At 64.7% G+C, this 18,947-nt stretch carries 15 protein-coding genes; 5 read left to right on the top strand and 10 right to left on the bottom strand.

The window, feature by feature from the left end:
* The 3 genes from ZAL01S_RS03095 to manA form a co-directional block, all read right to left on the bottom strand.
* Window positions 1-2,961, bottom strand: coding sequence for a glycosyltransferase family 2 protein (locus ZAL01S_RS03095; RefSeq protein ID WP_066079586.1), 2,961 nt, complete (start codon window positions 2,959-2,961; stop codon window positions 1-3).
* Window positions 2,962-3,017: 56 nt separating this feature from the next.
* Window positions 3,018-3,335 carry a WhiB family transcriptional regulator gene (locus ZAL01S_RS03090; protein WP_083523013.1) on the bottom strand — a complete coding sequence of 106 codons (318 nt, stop codon included), beginning with the start codon at window positions 3,333-3,335 and terminating at the stop codon, window positions 3,018-3,020.
* 264 nt (window positions 3,336-3,599) lie between these two features.
* Window positions 3,600-4,880 carry a mannose-6-phosphate isomerase, class I gene (gene manA, locus ZAL01S_RS03085; RefSeq protein WP_066079583.1) on the bottom strand — a complete coding sequence of 427 codons (1,281 nt, stop codon included), beginning with the start codon at window positions 4,878-4,880 and terminating at the stop codon, window positions 3,600-3,602.
* A 196-nt stretch (window positions 4,881-5,076) separates the two neighbouring features.
* On the opposite strand from manA, the gene ZAL01S_RS03080 reads away from it, so the two are divergent.
* The gene (locus tag ZAL01S_RS03080; protein ID WP_066079580.1) at window positions 5,077-6,576 is read left to right on the top strand and encodes an O-antigen ligase family protein; all 1,500 of its coding nucleotides are present in this window, start codon (window positions 5,077-5,079) and stop codon (window positions 6,574-6,576) included.
* Window positions 6,573-8,375 (top strand): DUF2142 domain-containing protein, encoded by a 1,803-nt coding sequence (locus ZAL01S_RS03075; RefSeq protein ID WP_066079578.1) that lies wholly within the window; start codon window positions 6,573-6,575, stop codon window positions 8,373-8,375. The genes ZAL01S_RS03080 and ZAL01S_RS03075 overlap by 4 nt, the downstream gene beginning before the upstream one ends.
* Window positions 8,376-8,436: 61 nt before the next feature.
* Here ZAL01S_RS03075 and ZAL01S_RS03070 read toward each other — a convergent pair whose 3' ends face one another.
* The 7 genes from ZAL01S_RS03070 to ZAL01S_RS03040 form a co-directional block, all read right to left on the bottom strand.
* Window positions 8,437-8,838: a DUF2304 domain-containing protein gene (locus tag ZAL01S_RS03070; protein WP_066079575.1), complete on the bottom strand. Its 402-nt coding sequence runs from the start codon at window positions 8,836-8,838 to the stop codon at window positions 8,437-8,439.
* A gap of 9 nt (window positions 8,839-8,847) precedes the next feature.
* Entirely contained in the window at window positions 8,848-9,576 is a 729-nt protein-coding gene (locus ZAL01S_RS03065) for a glycosyltransferase family 2 protein (protein WP_066079572.1), read from the bottom strand.
* Entirely contained in the window at window positions 9,576-10,418 is an 843-nt protein-coding gene (locus ZAL01S_RS03060) for a glycosyltransferase (protein WP_066079568.1), read from the bottom strand. Before ZAL01S_RS03060 ends, ZAL01S_RS03065 begins: the two co-directional genes overlap by 1 nt.
* Before the next feature lie 133 nt (window positions 10,419-10,551).
* Window positions 10,552-13,236, bottom strand: a complete 2,685-nt coding sequence (locus ZAL01S_RS10440) for a hypothetical protein (protein WP_066079565.1) — start codon at window positions 13,234-13,236, stop codon at window positions 10,552-10,554.
* Between the two features lie 390 nt (window positions 13,237-13,626).
* Entirely contained in the window at window positions 13,627-14,826 is a 1,200-nt protein-coding gene (locus ZAL01S_RS03050; protein WP_083523010.1) for an ABC transporter ATP-binding protein, read from the bottom strand.
* The gene (locus ZAL01S_RS03045) at window positions 14,826-15,626 is read right to left on the bottom strand and encodes an ABC transporter permease (RefSeq protein WP_066079561.1); all 801 of its coding nucleotides are present in this window, start codon (window positions 15,624-15,626) and stop codon (window positions 14,826-14,828) included. The genes ZAL01S_RS03050 and ZAL01S_RS03045 overlap by 1 nt, the downstream gene beginning before the upstream one ends.
* 80 nt (window positions 15,627-15,706) lie before the next feature.
* Window positions 15,707-16,765 (bottom strand): NAD-dependent epimerase/dehydratase family protein, encoded by a 1,059-nt coding sequence (locus ZAL01S_RS03040; RefSeq protein WP_066079558.1) that lies wholly within the window; start codon window positions 16,763-16,765, stop codon window positions 15,707-15,709.
* Between the two features lie 212 nt (window positions 16,766-16,977).
* On the opposite strand from ZAL01S_RS03040, the gene ZAL01S_RS03035 reads away from it, so the two are divergent.
* The 3 genes from ZAL01S_RS03035 to ZAL01S_RS03025 are packed head-to-tail and all read left to right on the top strand — an operon-like array spanning window position 16,978 to window position 18,947.
* Entirely contained in the window at window positions 16,978-18,111 is a 1,134-nt protein-coding gene (locus ZAL01S_RS03035) for a C2 family cysteine protease (RefSeq protein ID WP_083523009.1), read from the top strand.
* Window positions 18,112-18,141: 30 nt separating this feature from the next.
* Complete coding sequence (locus ZAL01S_RS03030) at window positions 18,142-18,414, top strand: hypothetical protein (protein ID WP_066079552.1); 273 nt, start codon at window positions 18,142-18,144, stop codon at window positions 18,412-18,414.
* Window positions 18,415-18,419: 5 nt separating this feature from the next.
* A complete protein-coding gene (locus ZAL01S_RS03025; RefSeq protein ID WP_066079549.1) occupies window positions 18,420-18,947 on the top strand; it encodes a hypothetical protein in 528 nt (175 codons plus the stop codon).

The raw sequence follows: 18,947 nt of genomic DNA, 5'->3' as shown, positions 1-18,947 counted from the left end.
TCACAGTGAGATCCCTTCCTCGCGGTCCTGGTCATCGGGTTCGTACGCGTCGACGCGTTCACCGGCAACATCGCCGTAATCCATGGGACGGTGTGCAGCGGTGAGTTCACCATCAAGCCATGCCCAGCGGCGGTGCACGGGGCGCTCGGCGAGGGCTGCATCCGCCTCGAGGCTGCCGGTCGGCAGGGCAAGGAGCAGCGTCACGAGGAGGACGAAGAGCTGGACGGCGAGAATGAGGCGTCCCTGCCACGTCCCGAGGTTGCCGGCAGCCAGGTGGGCGCTCATCTCCGGGTCGGCCGGCGCGAGTGTCGCGTTCGACACCTGCCAGAGCGTGCCGTGCACCGAGGAGCCCGCCGGGGCGAGTGCACCGTTCGCGTCGAGGCTCGTGCTCAGGCGCATCCGAAGGTCGCTCGCATCGGCCTCGGCCGGGGCGAGCAGGATGTAGCTCACGCCGAAGGCGTGCAGTTCGCTCGTCGGCGCCTCCGCGTAATCGGAGACGAGTTCACCCACGAGCGAGGCGAGGCGCTCCTGCTCGGGCGAGAGGCGTTCTGCGGTTGTGCGCAGCGTCGACTGGGCGTCGAGCGTTTCGCCGGTGCCGCGGTCGAGCACCATGCGGAGCGTGCCGCCATCGGAGGGGGTCAGGATGAGCGTGCCGACGCGGTGCTCAACGGTGCCCTGGGCCTGGACGATCGCGGGAACCGTGTTCGTCGAACCGGCTTCAACGAGCGAAGTCGAGAACGTCTGCGCGAGTGCAGGCGGCATCGCCGTGACGATCATCGAGAGCAGCATGAGCGAGCCGAGGATGCCGGCGCCAGCGCGGCGAAGGCTCGCGAGCCCAGCAAGTGCCATCCCGCCGAGGCCAAGCAGCATGAGGGACTGCGCTGAGCCGAGCCAGAGCGTGACCGGCGCCTGCCCGATCGACTGCAGTTCAAGCTTCGCTGCGAGGACGACGGTCGCCGCGCCGCAGAGGGCGATCACGAGGCCCATCGCCGCGGTGCGGAACTGCGCCGAAATGACGCCGAGGCCAGCAGCGATCGCGACCGGGACAGCGAGCATCGCGAGCACGAGTGGCGCCTCGAAAGCGACGCCTGCGCTCGCGAGCGTGTCCACCCAGCCACCAAAGTCGACGACCGGGAAACCGAGGAATGCGGCAGGTCCGGTCACGGGCTTCGAGGCGACCGCGAGCCCGGGATCGGCGAAAATGCGCAGGAGCCCGGCGAGGCCGCCGCGGTTGAACTGCGAGACCACGAGCGGGGCGAAAAGCACCAGCGCAGGCACCGGCACAATGAGCTGGCGACGCCAGTGCGCACGTCCCATCGTCATCGACAGGAGCCACAGGAGCACGAGCGCGGGGATGAGCGACGGTGCTGCAGCCGCGACGACGGCCGAAAGCAGCGCGAGCGTTGCGACCGCTCGCCAGGTTTCAATCGCCTGCATACCGGCGAGGATGAGCCAGGGCAGCACCACGTGGACGATGACGGCCGTGATGCGTCCTTCGTTGAGTGCCACGAGCAGCGGCGGTGCTGCCATCCAGGCGATCCCCGCTACGGCGCGGAGCCACGGGCGAGCCGTGAGGCGCGCGGCCAGCATCCAAGCACCGAGGCCCGCAAGCGGCAGTGCGAGCAGCCACAGGCCGACAACCGCAAGGCTCGGCTGCCAGAAGGTCACGGTGCCGAGCAGGGCGAGCACGAGCGTGAAGGGGTCAGCCGGGCCCATCGCGCCGAGGCCTTCGTCCCGCACGCCATAGCCGGTGTTGCCCCAGAGTTCGACGACATCGGGCGAGATCGGCAGGAGCGCGCCGCCTGTGAGCGCGCCAGCATCCATGATCGGCAAGTGCATTGCCACGGATGCCACGAGTCCGAGGAGCACGACCCACGCGCCACCCGTGGCGAGGAAGTCGACGTGCTGCTTCGTTCCCTGGGCGCGTGCGCGCAACTGCTCGGCGCGAAGTTCTCGTTGCTTGCGCTGTTCGGCGGGCGTCGTTCGGAGGCGGTCAATGGCGGTGCGCGGTTCACTCAAGTGCTCGCTGAAGCGTCTGCGGGCACCCCATGCACCGGTGCGCCCGAAGGCGACCGCGAAGGCTGCCGCGAACTCCGGGATGATCCGGCCGGGGAGCTTGCGCAGGAGATTCCATCCGCTGCGCAGGAAAGCCATCGGCACGAGGCCGAGCCAGTGCAGGATGAAGCCGAACGCGGTGGATGAGCTCAGCCGACGGTGCAGCTCAGCCTTCCGGCGCTCAAAGATGCGCTGCGAGGCACTCATCCGCTCACCCGAGGGCGAAAGCAGGGTCTCGGGGTTGCCGTCACGCTCCACGCGTGCGGTCGGGGTCAGGAGGACGCGGCCGCCCCCGAGCCACACTCGCTGACAGAAGTCGAGGGCGTCGTCGACGACAGGAAGGCCCGGGTCGAAGCCGCCGAGTTCGCGCCACACGGAGCGGCGGACGAGCATGCCGCCCGCCCCGACCGCGAGCACATCGGAGAGACGTTCAAACTGCCCCTGGTCGAGTTCACCCTGATGGAGGACGACGCTCGCGCCGTTGTTCGTCATCGTCTGGCCGTACTCGACAATGACGGCGGGGTCGTCGCGGCGAACCTGCTTCGGGCCGGTCACCTGTAGCGAGGGGTTGCGCTCAACGGTGGCCATGAGCTGTTCGAGCGCGTCGTGCTCGGGCGAGTTGTCGGCGCCGAGCAGCCACAGCCAGCCTTCCTCGCCGCCGTCGAGCCCATCAAGTTCGAGGGCTGCTTCCCGGACGGCATCACCGAAGCCGGTGTCCTCGGGAAGAGAGAGAAGCAGGTCTGGTTCTGCGCGTCGCATGATCTCGCGAGTGCCATCGCGCGAGTCAATATTGACCATGGCGATGCGCTCGGGCGCGCGTGTTTGTGCCTCGATCGCGGAAATCGTGCGATCGAGGATGTGGGCGCCGTTTCGGGCGACAAGAATGACCGTGACTGCTGCTCGCATCGGCCCGATCGTAAGCGCGTCAGCCTCGCCCGTTGGCGAGGCGCGCGGAGTCTCGCCTAGGCGCCGCGGCGAAGCTTGCGGCGCTCACGCTCGGAGAGGCCGCCCCAGATGCCGAAGCGTTCGTCATTCTCGAGCGCCCACTCGAGGCACTCGGCGCGGACCTCGCACGAGGCGCAAATCTTCTTTGCGTCACGCGTGGAGCCGCCCTTTTCCGGGAAGAAGGCTTCGGGGTCGACCTGCGCACAGAGTGCGTCCGCCTGCCAGGCAAGGAGGTTGTCGTCGTCAATACCCCGGCGGACGCCGGGTACGCCAAGCTGTACCGGGTCGACGTACCAGTCGTCCGGAACTCGGCGGTTCATTCCCAGCTCAGCCATACCATGCTCTCCCAGTGGTCGCGCGGATCGTTCCCGCGTGGTGTGCATCAATTACACCCGTGTAATTCCCTCTACGTCAAGCTTGCGGCCGCAAACCTTAAGCCCAAGGTCGAGGGTTTTCGTGGAGGTGAGGCGTGGAGAACTTCGGCGTGTCGCGCATGACAACGCGGATGACCCGCGGGAACTGGGAAATTCCGAAAAGCGCGAGTCGTTGCATCCCGCTAGCGAGGAACGGGAGGACGCCGCACAAGCACAACGTGGCTGTTAGGCGCCGACAAAGTGCTCGCGGGCACGGCCATCCGTCGTCGCGATGACGAGCTGACCTTCACCGAGCATACGGATGCACTGCTCGTCCGGGGTGACATAGCTTGCCGACGACTCACCAAGCACCGTACCCGAGGCAACGCCGTCGAGACGCCAATCGCCCTCGAGCGCGAGCGCAATCGCTGGGCCGTCAAGCGCGACGGTCCGTTCTTGCTCCGAGGTCATGACAAGGAGGCGGAAGTCGGGCACACCCGGAGCGAGCTCAATGAGCCCCTCCTCGAGTTCGCGCGGAGCAACGCGCGGTTCGGTCAGCACACGCGCGTCAAGCGTGTTGAGAAGCTCCAGGATGTCAATGTGCTTCGGCGTGAGACCACCTCGAAGGACATTGTCAGAGCCCGCCATGATCTCGAGGCCGACACCCTCCAGATAGGCATGGAGTGTGCCAGCGGTGAGGAAGATGGCCTCCCCCTCCGCGAGTTCGAGCCGATTCAGCAAGAGGGCAATCGCGACGCCAGGGTCACCCGGGTAGTGCGAGGCAAGTCGCTCAATCGTGTCGACCGCGAGCGCGGCGTGTTCGTCAAGTTCGGTCGAGCGCTCGCGCAGCACGGTCGCGGCGTTCGTCACGGCGGTCACGAGCGGGGTATTCGGTCCCCATTCGAGGAGCCGTCGAACGATTGCCTTGAGGCCCCACTCGGTGCCAGCGGTCTCGATCGCTTCGAGTTCCCGGACGATGTTCCAGATCGCATCCGCGTCACCGCCCTCGCCAAGTGATTCAGCGAGCACGGTGAAAATGTGGAGGGATTCGTCAACCGGACGGAATCCCGCGAGGGCACGGAAGCGGTCACTGACCGCGAGCAGCAGTTCAGGCTTGTGGAGCGGGTCCCGGTAGCTGCGCTCAGGCGCATCGATCGGCACCCCGCGCTCCTGCTCGGCGGCAAAACCTGCGACGGCTTGTTCGAGGCTCGGGTGCGTCTGCAGCGACAGCGGTTCGGCCGCAGCGAGCACCTTAAAGAGGAATGGCAGGACCGGTCGGTCATTGTGCAGCCCCCTCGCGTAGCGCCCGAGCGCACGCTCCGGGTCCGCAGCGATCCACTCGTTGAGAGGTGTGCACTGGGCGAAGGGGCGCTCCCGCTCAAGCACGCGCGCGGGCGAGCCGTGGTGCGCACCGAGCCAGAGTTCAGCCTCGGGCGCCGTGCTGTCACGCTCGGCAAGGCATGCACCGTCGGCACCAAGGAGGCGTGAAATCGCTCCCGGTGCTCCCCACGCGTAATCGCGCGGCACATTCCTTAGCTCGATGAACATCAGCCCAGAGGCTACCCGCTCTCGGTGTCGCGTTCGAGGCCGACAGGCACAGTCATCGAATCCACCCCGAGGGGATGATCTGCGACGGCCTGCGCCTGCCAAGCGGGGGATACCGAGCGGCAGCTTTCTTCCGCGGGAACCCCGCAGATACGTCAACTGCGCCACAATAGAGTTCATGACGCAATCAGCCCTGCCTTCCGGAGCTCGATCGGCGAACGCTCTCACTCGCGCAGGGTTCAAGCCGGGATCCCCGTTCCGGCCTGGGCTGCGCAGCTACGCGACCGTCGTCCTCTTCACTGCTTTCGCGGGTGACTTCTGGCGCAATCTGCTGAGCTGGTATGGCTTCGCGGCTATCGTGCTCGCTCTCTTTGGCGTTGCCGTGTGGCTCATCATCAAGAAGAAGCCGCTCCCCCGTCTCACGCATCTGCCCTCGCCGCTCATGCTCTTCGTGCTGTGGTGTCTCGCGAGTGTGATCTGGTCGGCGTACCGCCCCGAAACACTGCTGGCGAGTGTCATCCAGATCATGACCGTGACCGTCGCGTTCGCGCTGTCGGTGAACTGCACGAAGCTGCTGTTCCTCGACAGCCTCGGCAGTGCGATGCGTGCGATCGTCGCGATGTCGCTCATCTTTGAGCTGGGTGTCGCGCTCTTCATACCGCAAGGCATCCTGCCGCTCTACCTCTACTTCCCTGGCCAGTTGGAGCTCTTCACGGGTGTCGCCGGTGCAACGCCCGAGACCGCCCACCCGGCGGTGTACTGGAGTCAGGGCCACCTCTTCCAGGGCGCCGCGATACAGGGCATCCTCGGCAACCGCAATCTGCTCGGGTTCGTGTGCCTGCTCGCCCTCATCGTGACGGGCGTGCAGCTGGCGTCTGGCCGTGTGAGCAAGCGCTTTGGCTGGATCTGGTGCAGTATCGCCTTCGGCACCCTCTTCCTCTCCCGCTCGGCGACGCCGATCGTGACGCTCCCCGTCCTCGTACTCGCCATCGCCCTCATCTGGTGTGCCCGCCGCCTCACCTCGCCGCAGCGCTGGCTCATGTATCTCGCGGTATTCGTCATCGGCGCGATTGGCCTGTTCGTCCTTGTGACCTGGCGCGATGAGATCTTCGGACTCGTGAATCGATCCGGCGACATGTCGGGCCGCGGCACCGTGTGGCAAGCGGTTGTGGGCCTGGGCAGCCTGCAGCCGTGGATTGGCATCGGCTGGATCAGCTACTGGGCGCCGTGGGTCGACACCTTTAAGCAGCTCGTCATCCTCGATGGCCTTCGCTACCTGCAGGCCCACAACGCCTACCTCGACGCCTGGATGCAGACCGGCATCATCGGTGCGGTTTTCTTCGCGGGCGCGGTCCTCTCGACGACGATCCGGAGCTGGTGGCTCTCGATTGACAAGCCGCAGCGTGACGCCTCCGGGCCCCGCCCCATCCCGCACACCTCCACGGCAGCATTCCTGCTCATGGTGGCGCTCGTCATGCAATCCCTGACAGAATCTCGTCTGCTCGTGGAGGGCAATTTCCTGCTCCTGAGCTACTTGGCCTTCTACACGAAGCTACGCGTGCAGGATCTCCCGGCGCTCCCCCGCCGTATCCAGCACCCCAAGCGTGAACAGGTGCAGCGCCCCCGTCTGAGCGACACCGCCGAACTCGACCCCGCAATTCGAAGGATGCATACGTGAGTGTGACCCCTGCGACGCCCCGCAAGTTCCGTGTGTGGCGGGTGTTCCTCGCCACATGGGTCATCGTCTTCGCTCTCCTCACCTGTTGGGTGTTCGCTTCGCCGCTCGGTGCTGGCCCCGACGAGCCAGCCCACATTGTGAAGGCCTACGGCGTCAGCCATGGCGATCTCGCGGGACGCATCGATCCGGCGCTGCCGGGCGACCGCGCCTTCAAGGTGCCCGGCTACATCAAGGACTTCACAACGATGGTCAGCTGCTACCGCTTCGACCCGAGCATGCCGGGAAGTTGCCTCGGCGCCATCGATAACCAGCCGAGCGAGATGGTCGAAGTGTTCTCGGGCGCAGGCAGCTACAACCCCGTCTATTACTTCCTCGTCGGATGGCCGAGCTACTTCCTGGATGGCGCGAAGGTCATCCACGGGATGCGCCTCGCCAGCGCACTCCTCTACTCACTCGGCATCGCCTGGGGTATCACGGCCCTTGCCTCGCGCCGACGCCGCTCGTGGACGATGCTCGCGGCTGCGGTGACACTGACCCCGATGTCGCTGTTTATGGGTGCCGTCGTCAACATTTCCTCGATGGAGCTCGCCGCCGCATTCGCAATGTCGGCCTCGCTCATCGCGCTGCTCGACCGCGGGCGCCGGATGCCGCGAACGGCCCTCATTCTTGGCGTGCTTATCTCGGGCACGCTGCTCGCAAACTCGCGTTCGGTCGGCCCGCTCTGGTTCGTCATCATTGCCGCGGCCCTCCTCATTGATGGACGGCTCTGGCGTGAACTCATCCGCTCGAAGCTCTTCTGGGGTGCGGTCGTACTGCTCGGCGGCGTTGGCGGTGGCGCGTACCTGTGGATGCAGCGTGTCGGCGGCAGCGGTGCCCCCTCAACCCTCGGCTGGGGTGCGGGCGTCGTGACGCCGCGCGAGGGCATCGAGTACATGCTCTCGCGCACGCTCGAGCACGCGGCCGGCTACGTCGGCACCTTCGGCTGGCTCGACACGCGCCTGCCCGACACGATCATCCTTATCTGGGGTGGCTTGCTCTTCGCGGTCGTCGCAGCGGCGCTGCTCCTCGGCGACGGTTGGGGACGCGTGCGCACGCTCGTGCTCACCGTGGCCCTCATCGCCGTCCCTGCGCTTCTGCAGGGCATGTCCTGGTACACGCACGGGCACATTTGGCAGGACCGCTACGTACTTGCGATCGTGTTTGCGCTCACGCTCTGCGCAGGCGCGACCCTCGACGACGCGATTCCGGGACTGGTGCACCTGTACCGCGGCCGTACGACGATGTTCCTGCTGCTCGCGGGCCTGCTGGTCATGCACGGATTCGCGATTCTCTGGAACCTGCGCCGCTACGTCACGGGCCTCGATGAGCCGAAGGTGGAGTGGCGGAAGATGCTCAGCGAGCCGCTCTGGGAACCGTCCACGCCGGGCGGTTGGCCGGTCCTCGTGGTGGTCTTCAGCCTCGCCGCGCTCGCCTGGGTACTCCTCATTGCTCGCTTGAGTTCGCGCACCTCGCGCAACCGTCGCGCCCGGTGGCGTGTGGCTTCTGGGGCGCCGCACGTAGCAGTTCCGATCGCTACCGCGGTTATCGCGCCCATCGTGGTCGAGTCCGAGGTGGAGCCAGTCGAGCGCGGCACCGACACCGTCCCGGTTGCGTCGCCGGCTCACGCGGATGATGATACGGCTGTCGAGCCGGAGCCCGACCGCGACGAGAACACGGCTGCGGATGAAGCCAGCGCCGACGAAGCAGCCGAGCTCGAGCCGGTCGCACCGGCACGCGCCGACGTGGACGCGGACAAGTAGCATCCCGAACAACGAATTCGCCCTGCCCTCTCAGTGACGGCGGGGCGAACTGGTTGTGCGCCTAGTGCTGCGGGCGGATCGGCTCACTGGCCGGGGGCTCCGGCAGCGTGTCGTGCCCCTCGCGAAGGTTGGCTTCCAGGAGCGCGACCTTGCGAGCGAGAATCGTGAAGTCGCGGTCGGCCTTGCGAAGGCGCAGCGTCGTCGTCACGACGTAGCCGATCGCGGCAACAATCGCCGCGTAAAAGAGCAGGTCAACGCCGCGGCCAATGCCGAGGAAGTTCGCAACGCTCGTGGTCGCATCCGGGAAGATGACCGCGAGAACGCCGAGGAACAGAGCCAAGAGCAGCGAGAGACGCTGGATGGCCTGGCCTCGGGCACCGCGCCCGGGCACAACGAGCAGGAGCCCCACAATCGCGAGCACCGCGATGAGGGCAATCTTGATGATGAGCTGTCCTTCTCCCATGACTGTCCCTTACTTGAGCAGCAGCTCGTGCAGAATGTTGACCGAGTTCCAGAGCGACTGACCCTTCGCCCGTGAGTAATCCGTGTAGACGATGTAGACGGGCTCTTCGGCGTAGCGCAGCTTCTTCGCGCCAATGTCGTTCACGATCTCGGAGGCGTGCGCCATTCGGTTCTGCATGATCGGGAGCGCCTGGCCGGCCGTCCGGTTGAGGGCACGCAGGCCATTGTGCGCGTCCGTGAGCTTCACGCCCGAGGTCACCGTCTGGAACATGACGGCCATCTTGAGCACGAGCTTCTTGAGCGCGCCGGGCTTCGTGCGCCCGTCGAGGAAGCGCGAGCCGATGATAATGTCGAGCGGCTCGGTCGCGAGGCGCACGACCATGCGCTGGGCATCCACGACGCGGTGTTGACCGTCGGAGTCGAAGGTGACGAAGTACGTTGAACCCGGCTGGCTCATCGCGTAGTCGAGACCGGTGCGAAGCGCCGCACCCTGGCCCAGGTTCACGGGGTGCTTGACGACGTGCACGCCTGCGGCGCGGGCTTCGACGGCCGAATCGTCGACCGAACCGTCATCCACGCACACAATGTTTGGGAAGGTCCGACGGGCTTCCGTCATCACCTCGCGAATGACTTGGCCCTCGTTGTAGAGCGGGACGACGAGCCAGCTCGCCTGCGCGAGTTCGTCACTCCATCCGTGAGCGATCTCGTCCGTGGTGTGGTCTGTGATGGTGTGTGCCATCAGGCCCTCTCTGTTGCGTCGGCGCGGTCACGTCGAAACACGAGCGCGTAGAGCTTGGTGAACCAGCTTGCGGGGATGAGCCGCACGCCGGATCGAACCGCCATATTGAACAGCATCCGCGGCGTGGAAATGAGGCCGTAACGCTTGAGACGCCGCTGCATGTCCCACTCGGAAGCGAAGATGCGGCGGTCGCGGCGGCGCGTGAACATGCCCGGGTCGGCGCGGAAGAGCACGAGCGGCTCGGCGAGGTTTTCAACCGGGTGACCTGCCGCGATAAGGCGGGCCATGAGGTCGTAGTCCTCCATGAGGTGCAGGTGCTGGATGCCGCCGGCCGCGATGGTGCGCTCTCGGTGCACGATCGAAGTGGGGTTGTTCACAGGGTTGTTGAAGCGCGCGTAGCGCTTCACGGCTTCGGCAGATTCCGGCATGGAGCGGGTGCCGACAATGTTGTCGGGGGTGCCGGAGAACTCGTACATGGCGGCGCCGAGGGCGCCCAGGTCGGGGCGAATTTCGAGGAGCGCCATCATACGTTCGAAACGCTCAGGCAGCGAAATATCGTCGGCGTCCTGGCGCGCGATCCACGGCTGCGTGGCACGCTCAAGGCCAGCCTGGGTTGCGACGGCGACGCCGCGGTTCTCGGCCAAGCGCAGACACTGCACGGTGTCGTGCTCGTTGCAGGCTCGTTCGATGATGGCATCAAGCTCATCAGTGAGTGGCCCGTCCGCAATGATGATGAGCTCAGCGACAGGCTGCGTCTGTTCGAGGACGGAGTTCAGGGATGCCTCGAACTGTTCAGCGGGTACCCGGTGGTACACCGGTAGGAGAACGGAGACGGGAAGCACGCGGACATCCTACCGAGGTGTCGGTGTCCACCATCGTGCCTCGCCACGAAGTGCCGGATGCATCGATGGCCGCAGACACGGCGTGAGGGCGCCTCCGCATTGGGAGTGCCCTCACACCGTGCAATCGTCGCGACTAGTTCGTCGTGGTGGTGCTGGTCTTCGGCATGATCGAGGTGATCGCGGCCGGGAGGCGGATCGCCTTCGGCGTTGCCGGGTCTGCCGGAGCAGGCTCTGCCGGAGCCGTCGGTGCAGGGCTTGCCGAAAGGCTCGGCGTCGCGCTCGCAGTCGGCGTGGCGGTTGCGGTGGCTGCCGCCGTTGCGGTGGCCGTCGCGGTCGGCGCAGCGCTCGCGTCACCCTCGTGTGCTGCAAGCGGTTCATCGTTGAGGAGTTCACGGAGCTGGCCGTTCACTGCCTCGTAGATCTTGCCGCTCGCGCTCTCGACGCGGGTCGTGTCAATCGAGCGCGTAGTCGAGATCACGAGCTTGTCGCAGAGCGCGTTCGAGATGTCGACATGGTTGAGCTTGTAGGCCTGCTCGATCGTCGTGTTCGCGAAGGGCACGAGCTCGCCGTCAAGGCCCACGAAGGTCTTGCCGTCGCAGCGGACTGCCGAGGTATAAAGCGGCTCGAAGCGTCCCTTGAAGGAGGCGAAGGTCGCGTCATTCACGGTGCGCGGGGCGCTCAACTCGAGACCGAGGTCCTGGGCGACCGCGGGGGTTGCGATCTGGAGGAGTCGGTCACCGTCCACGATCCACGTACCGGTGCCGTCTTCATTCGTGATGACTTCACCTTCGGCGAGCTGCTCAACAGCCTGTGCGCTCGGCGCGGTCGAGGCAGGTGCGCTCGGCTTGGCCGTGCTCGTGCCGGTGGCAGCCGGGGTCGCGCTCGGTTTCGCCGTGGCCGTCGCCGACGGGGTGGCCGAAGGCGTTGCCGTCGGGGTCGCACTGGGCATCGCCGTCGTGGTCGGTGTCGGCGTTGCGGTCGGCGTGGCCGTTGCAGTCGGGGTCGGCTTCGCGGTTGCGGTCGGGATGGAGTCCACGAGCGCCGTTGTCGTGACCGTGATGGCGGTCGAGATGCCGCGCTTGGTGGCTTCCTGCTGTGCCGTCTCTGCGTTCGGGAACACCGTGCGGGTGCCGTTGTCGACGAGGACAACCTCGGTGCGACCGTCACCCTTGATGAGGTGTGCGCCGGTGATCGGCTTCGCGCTCGGGAGGTTGTTCACGAAGGAGGTGCGAACCTTGGCCGCGGGCGTCGCGCCGTAGGCCTTCGGGTCGACCTCAGCAAGGCCCTTGTCCGTGAGGATGTAGGACTTGTCGCCCGTGCTCACGAGACCAGTGACAGTGTCACCCTGGTCGAACTTGCCGAGGCTCTCGCTCGTCATGGTCGCGGTCGAGGCGAAGTAGCTGAACTTCGCGGCACCGCCACCGAGCGGGTGCGTCTGGTAGCCGTCGAGCACGGCACGGTTTGCCTTCTGGTTGAGGTCGGTCGTGATGACGCCCCAGCCAGCCACCGGGTCGCCGGTGGGCAGGTAGTCGAGCGTGCCATCCGGAAGCGTCGTCGTGGTCGTGTCGAAGCCCATGCCCTTGAGCTGATCGAGGCTCGGGACCTCACGCTTCGTACCCGACTGAACGAGGTAGATGAGACCGTTGGGCTGCTTCACGAAGGAGGTGAGGATACCCTTCTGGTCGAGCTTGTTGAGCTGCGAGTCCTGCATGTGGGCAGCCTTGTTACACGGCGTGCCGTAGTCCTCGGCCATCTGGCAGTGCGCGAGCGCCCACGTGCCGTTATTCGAGATGAAGCGCGGCTGCTGGCGGTCGTTCGTCACCACGTTTGAGACCCAGTAGCCCCACGGGAGGGAGTTCACCTTGGTCTGGGGCAGCACCTGCGGCTTGCCGAGCTTCGTGAGGTCGCCCGCGAGGTTCGCGGGGATGTAGTAGCGCGTGCCGCCAGCGTAGAGGAAGATGTCGTCGCTCTGGTCACCCTTGATGAGGTCAGCGTTCGGCTCTTGCTCGGCCGGGGCGCCGTGCGGGTCACCGAACCAGTCGGTGTACATGCGCCAGAAGTTGCGGTTGCCGTAGGCAGAGCAGCCGTCGCCCTCGCCGTAGAGGTTGTTGAGCGCTGCCTGGTTCGGCTGGTACGGCGTGTAGTTGTAGAGCGCAGCCGTCGCGTAGTTCTCGATGTAGACCGGCGAGGAGCCGCAACCGTAGTCCGGGTTGTAGAGGACGTTGTTCGTCTGGAACGGGATGTGGTTGAACTCGTACGGGTTCGCCTTGTAGTACTGGATCTGTCGTCCAGCGTTGTACACCTGGTAGAAGAAGCCGCCGTAGCTGGAGTCACACGGAGCAGTGTCCGGGCACCCGAATCCCGTTGCTGCCGTGAGCTGGCGGTTGCTCGGCCATGCGTCCGAGACGAGGCTCTGCTCCTTCTGGAGGAGCACAAGGAGCGCCTTCTGCGAGATGTGGCATGCCTTGCCGACCTTGTCGATGATCTGCGAGGCGTTTTCACCCCACGGGACACCCTGGTAGGCGTCGCAGTAGCCGTTGGCCGGCATCGACGGGGTCGACTGCACGTAGTTCACGAGGGCATTGCTGCTGCCGGTGCCAGGGGCCACGAACTCCGAGAGGAACGCGTAGATCTGGTGGTGATCCATGGCGTTGCCGTTGTAGAAGTTCTCATCGCTGATGAGGTTGCCGGGGCGGAAGGCGGAGGCATCCGCAGCCTCGGCCTTGTTGAGCCCGAGCAGGCTCGTTGATTGCAGAGCGATGAAACCACCCGCCGCGAGCGCGGCGATGGTGAGCAGTGACAGGATCCGGCGAAGCATGGTGTTCCCTCGGGTTGGGGGCGTGACAGGTTCAACCTCGAGCGCGGGGAGCGCACTGATGGTCCAACGAGAACTAAGTATGCAGATCTTCTGCCACAAAGGCCACAGTTAGATCACGAAGCTCGTTCGTCACATTCGTCACATTTGCCACCCCAGAAACGCCGATTTCCGCATACTGGCGCGGATCTCAAGCCACACGCGCCACACCCACCACTCGCGACACGCCGTGTGCAAAAATCTCGGCAAAACGCCCGAAATGTGCTAAATCACACGCGTGTAATTCGCTCTCGTGGCCGCACTCTTGACCAAATTGCACGCTCTACGGAACAGACCCCCATATAGAGCGTCGTGTTCCCTAGAGCGTGCAATTCTGACAGCACACGCGGGCGGCTAGCGGGTTCGGTGGTTGCCGAAGCGGGTGCCGAGGGTCACGAGGCCACCCGATTCGAAAGGCTCGCCCGGCCCTACCGCGAAGGTCACCGCCCGCTGCCACGCGCCATACATGTGCGTGCACGTCGAGTCTTGAATCGACGCTGAAATCTGGAAGGTGCCAGGGCGGAAGGTGATGGCCGGGATGTCGATATCAATCGACCCCTCCCCAGGGCCAATCGACTCGGGCACAAAGCCCGCGTCGCGGCCGTGGTGACCCCACATGTACGGCCCGTCGACCGAGTCGATCGAGGCACCGAACACCGGTTTCTCGACGCGCTCCTTCGCGAGGTAGTGGAGGCGGATCGTCGCGGCATCTCCCGTGCGCAGGTGCCGCACCTCGCGCCCAGAAGCATCCAAGAGCTCAATCTTCGAGACGACAGCTTCACCCGTGCCAAAACGGGTGCCGCCCTGCGCATCCGTCGTCGCGCCGTGCTCAAGGTTCGCATAGTCGTCGATGATGTCGCGGGCGTTGCCGACCGCGCGCAGCTCACCCTTCGAGAGCCAGGCCGCTTCATCGCAGAAGGAGCGCATCTGCTCGAGACCGTGCGAGACCACGACAACGGTGCGCCCCGAACGCTTGAGTTCCGCGAACTTCTCCATGCACTTCTCTTGGAAGGCAATGTCACCGACGGCAAGCACTTCGTCGACGAGGAGAATGTCAGGCTCCACGTGGATCGACACGGCAAAGCCAAGCCGCACGTACATGCCCGAGGAGTAATTCTTCACCGGCTGGTCGATGAACTGACCGACGCCAGAAAAGTCGACGATCGACTCGAGCTTGCGGTCGATCTCTTGCCGGCTCATGCCGAGGATCGAACCGTTGAGGTAGACGTTTTCGCGCCCAGTGAGCTCGGGGTGGAATCCCGAACCGACCTCGAGCATCGCCGCGAGTCGGCCCCGGTGCGAGATGCTGCCGCGGTTGGGCTCCAGAATCCGTGCAATGCACTTGAGGAGCGTTGACTTCCCCGAGCCGTTGTTCCCGAGGAGACCAAAGGTCTTGCCCTCGGGAATCTCGAGCGAGACATCCCGGAGGGCCCAGAATTCTTCGTAGCTGGCGCGGTGCCCCGAAAGGATCGTTGCCTTGAGCGAACGATTGCGGTCCTTATAGACGCGGAAGGTCTTCGAGACGTTGTCAACGGTGATCGCGGGAGCGGTCATTACAGTTCCTCTACAACGCGGCCCGAGAAGCGTTTGAAGACGAACCAACCGATGCCGAGCATGGCGATCGCCCAGGCCGTGATGTGCGCCCAGGTCTCCCAGCTCGGCAGCGCGAAGTCATAGAGCACTGCGCGGTAGGCCTCAAGGAACTGGTGGGCGGGATTCGCCTGGAACACGGCGAGGAGCGGCCAGCGCGTGCCGGTGTCGTGCGCGAGCTGCTCTTCTGCGGCCGCGACGAGTTCGACACCGAACACGACGCCTGTGCCGTAGAACCACACCTGGTTGAACACAGCCCAGAGGTGCTCCATGTCGCGGAAGTAGACGACCGTGACCGAGAGGATGAGGCTGATACCGAGCACAAATGCTGCGCTCAGGATGACGATCGGGATGAGCACGGGCGCAACAAGCAGCACCTGCCATCCGCCAAAGATCGCCATGATGACGGCGAGGACACAGAGCTCAATGAGGTGCGTAGAGGTCTTGGACGCGACGCTTGAGGCGACGAGCACCCAGCGCGGGAAAAACACCTTCGTGAGGAGCCCCGTGTTGGCGACGAGCGAGCCCATGCCAGCCATGATGCCGGTCGAGATGAAGCTCCACGGGATGATGCCGCAGGCGACCCAGAGCGCGTAGTTCTGCAGCCCCGAGTTCGTGCCGACGTGCGGCTCGGCGCGGAAGAGCAGCCCAAAAATGATCGCGAAGATCGCGATCGTGGCGAGCGGGTTGAGCAGCGACCACAGCCGACCGAGCGCCGTCCGGTTGTATTCGGATCGGATCTCGCGCAGCGTCAGGTTCGCCACAAGGCCGAGCGTGGGATGCTTCGCGAAGCGACTCCCCCGCCCGGCTCGTGCCGATTCGGCCGAAGTGGCCGTCGTCTCGGTTATCGCCCGACCTCCTGGTCGATCCACTGGCACAGGCGGACGACACCCTCATCGACCATGACCTTCGGCTCCCAGCCGAGTGCTTCCTTGGCGGCGTCAATCTCGCACGATGCGTGACGCACGTCACCGTTACGGAACTTGCCGTTGATTTCGGGGGCCGGCGCACCGTAGTGCTCGGCGATGAGCTCAGCAAGACGGAGGATCGAGGTACCTTCGCCGGAGCCGATGTCGTAGGCGTGCTGGTTGGCGCCCGAGTGCAGGACACCCTTCACGATGGCGTCAGCGACGTCGTCGATGAACACGAAGTCGCGGATGATCTGGCCGTCTTCGTACACGGGGATCGTCTCGCCGCGCTTCGCGGTCTGAGCGAAGAACGACACGATGCCGGTGTAGGGGTTGATGAGCGACTGGCCGGGGCCGTAGACGTTCTGCAGGCGGTAGAGCACCGGCGTCACGTTCATGGCGAGGCACCACGAGGTGAGGATGTGCTCCTGTGCGAGCTTCGTCGAACCGTAGACGCTCGTCGGCGTCGGCTTCACCTGCGAGGAAACGAAGGGCGTGGCCGTGAGGCCCGGGAAGTCCCACTCGCCACGCTCGAGCATGGCGGCCGACCGCTGACCCGGGTAGGTCTCGTTGCCGTCACCGTCGACCCACTTGCCCTCGCCGTAAACGGCGCGGCTCGAGGTGAGGACGATCTTCTCCGGAAGCGCGTTGTGGCGCACAAACGCGTCGAGCATCTCGGTGGTGCCGACGACGTTGGCGGTGGCGTGGCGGGTCGCCTCGGTGAGCGACTGGCCCGTGCCGGTCTCGGCGGCAAGGTGGACGACGTGGGTGGGCTTGACGTCCTGGAGGAGGCGGTCCCACATGTCGGCGTCACGGACGTCGCCCTTGACGAACTCAACGCGCTCGTCGAGGGCGGCAGGGCGCTCGTCGCTCGGGTGGATTTGCGGGTGCAGGCTGTCAACCGCGACGACGCGGTCGAACTGCTCAGCGAGCAGGCCAGAAATGGCACAGCCGATAAAGCCGGCACCGCCGGTGACGAGGCACGTGGTGGTCATGTATGGGATTCCTTCAGCTTGCTCAATGACACAACGAGCGCCTGCTTGATCCAACGCTCTTCATCTCCCAGATAACCACATACACGCGGCCATCGACGGTAGGCCCTCCGCGGAGCCGTGGTACTTCGAAAGGCGGATGTCCAAGCCCTCAGGGCGCTCTAGGCTTGATCCCGCATTGCGCATCATCTCAGGGGTAGGCAAACGGGGGAATCATGCCAGCAGGAATGTTCGGCGCGAACACAGACGAGCTCAGGGGGGTCGCACAGGATTTCGCGCTGAGTGGCACCGGTATTGACAGCGCTGCTGAGACCTCGTTAAGTGCAAGCCAGGGCGTCGTGTGGTTCGGCGTCGATGCCACCCTGTTTAAAGATGTGACGACGCCGGCAATGGCCAACTCACTCAACCAGCTCGCTGCGCTCATTGATGAGCGCTCAGATGACCTTGTCCGTCAAGCTGACGAACAAGACGAGTGCTCAAGCAACAGCACATCGGGCGGTTCGTTCACTGATTCAGGAGACGGTGTTCCTGGTGATGAAGTTGCCGCCTTCCCGTGGGACAAAAAGAAGGACGAGATGCCTCATGTCTCCACTGACAGCGACAAGTGGCACGAAGACCGCGACGCGCCTGTCGATCTGGATACGACCCCTTACGACGAGGGCCAGGGTCGAGACCTATCGCCTGTTGAGTCCATTCGACAGCATGCCATCGGTGACTGCTGGCTTTTGGCGGCGCTCGGAGCCATTGCCGAGCAGGATCCAAACTGGCCAGAAGACCACATCACCTACGATGCCCTGACCAACACGTACAAGGTGACCTTGTACGACAAGAATGGCCAACCCTATGAGGTCACAGTCGAGAACAGCTTCCTCAAGGAGGGCAACGGCGTCACTGGACCGAACAGCCAGCCCAACTGGGCATCCATCTATGAAAAAGCCCTTGCTCAGGATCGCGGTGGCTCCTACAGCGACATTGACGGTGGACACTCGGAAGACGCTATGCAGGCGATTACCGGGCGGAAGGCAGACAAACTCAGTCTCGACCCGTGGTTCAGTGACCGACCGTCCCTCGACGACCTCGATCAACGGCTCTCAAACGGGCAGGCGCTCACTGCCGGATCGGAGCACACCCGCGTCTTCGACGAGAAAACGGATCCCAACGTCGTGAACGGTCATGTCTACGTCATCACAGATGTCGATCCCCAGAACGGAACAGTGACGCTTGCGAACCCCTGGGGCCCAGATGGCGGCCCCGGAAAAGACGGCAACCACAAGGATGGCTCCATCACGATGAGCGCCGATGACTTCTATCGGAACTTCGATGATGTCCAGGCGGTTCAAGTTAATTAGTCAGCAAAGTCGTCGTGAGGCGGATTCGATATGGAATACACAATTCGGCAGGGGTCGCAACTCGACCTCGATGGCACGCTCATCGGTGTTATGCAGTTGGCGCCGACTCGAGCAGGAGTCATGAAGTGTCGTCTACTCATTCGGCGGGCAGACATCGAGCCGATCAACCACGTTTTTGAGCTCGGTGACGCCGTCCAGTTTGACAAGGTCGGCCTGATCAAGTTTGTGGCCGCGCACGAGCCTGATGCGATGGACGTCCGCAGCGGCGTCTTTGACATTGCGATCAGCCACGACGGCAAGTAGCTGCGATGAAGAAGCTCGTCATCGCGTCAGGGCTGAGCATAGTTCTCATCCTGTCGGTCACCGCCTGCAGCACCCCTCGCACCAGACCAACCCCAGCAGCCGCTCCCATCGACCAGACCACGATCGCCTCCGAGATGGACTCGCTCCTCACCGAGACCATGGACGCACTCCTGCCACTCCAACCTGACGCCACAATCGCCGCTGTGCCGACCGAGGGGCAGCACAGTGGGTTTGAGTTCGTGGAAGGCCAATGCCGGTATAGCACTGGAGTAGCGAAGCTTTCCTTCGCGTTCAGCCGCACCGACATGAACCAGGTCCTGACGACGGTCGATCCGATCCTTGAGCGACACGGATTCCCTTCGGCCGAAGAAGAAACCGGCGCTCAGGGCTGGTCAGGGATTCGCGCCGAAGCAGCAAATGGCAGCGTTATCTATCTGCACGGGCGTGGGGACAACGATGCTGAAGCGTACAGCGGTCCTCTCCCGGCCATTGACGACGAGTCGAGTTGCCTCGCCCTCAATGCCGCACGATAG

Source organism: [Zimmermannella] alba NBRC 15616 (assembly GCF_001570905.1).
Classification (GTDB): domain Bacteria; phylum Actinomycetota; class Actinomycetes; order Actinomycetales; family Microbacteriaceae; genus Pseudoclavibacter; species Pseudoclavibacter albus.
The sequence above is the reverse complement of the archived record's forward strand: the minus strand, read 5'-3'. Positions and strand labels throughout refer to the sequence as shown.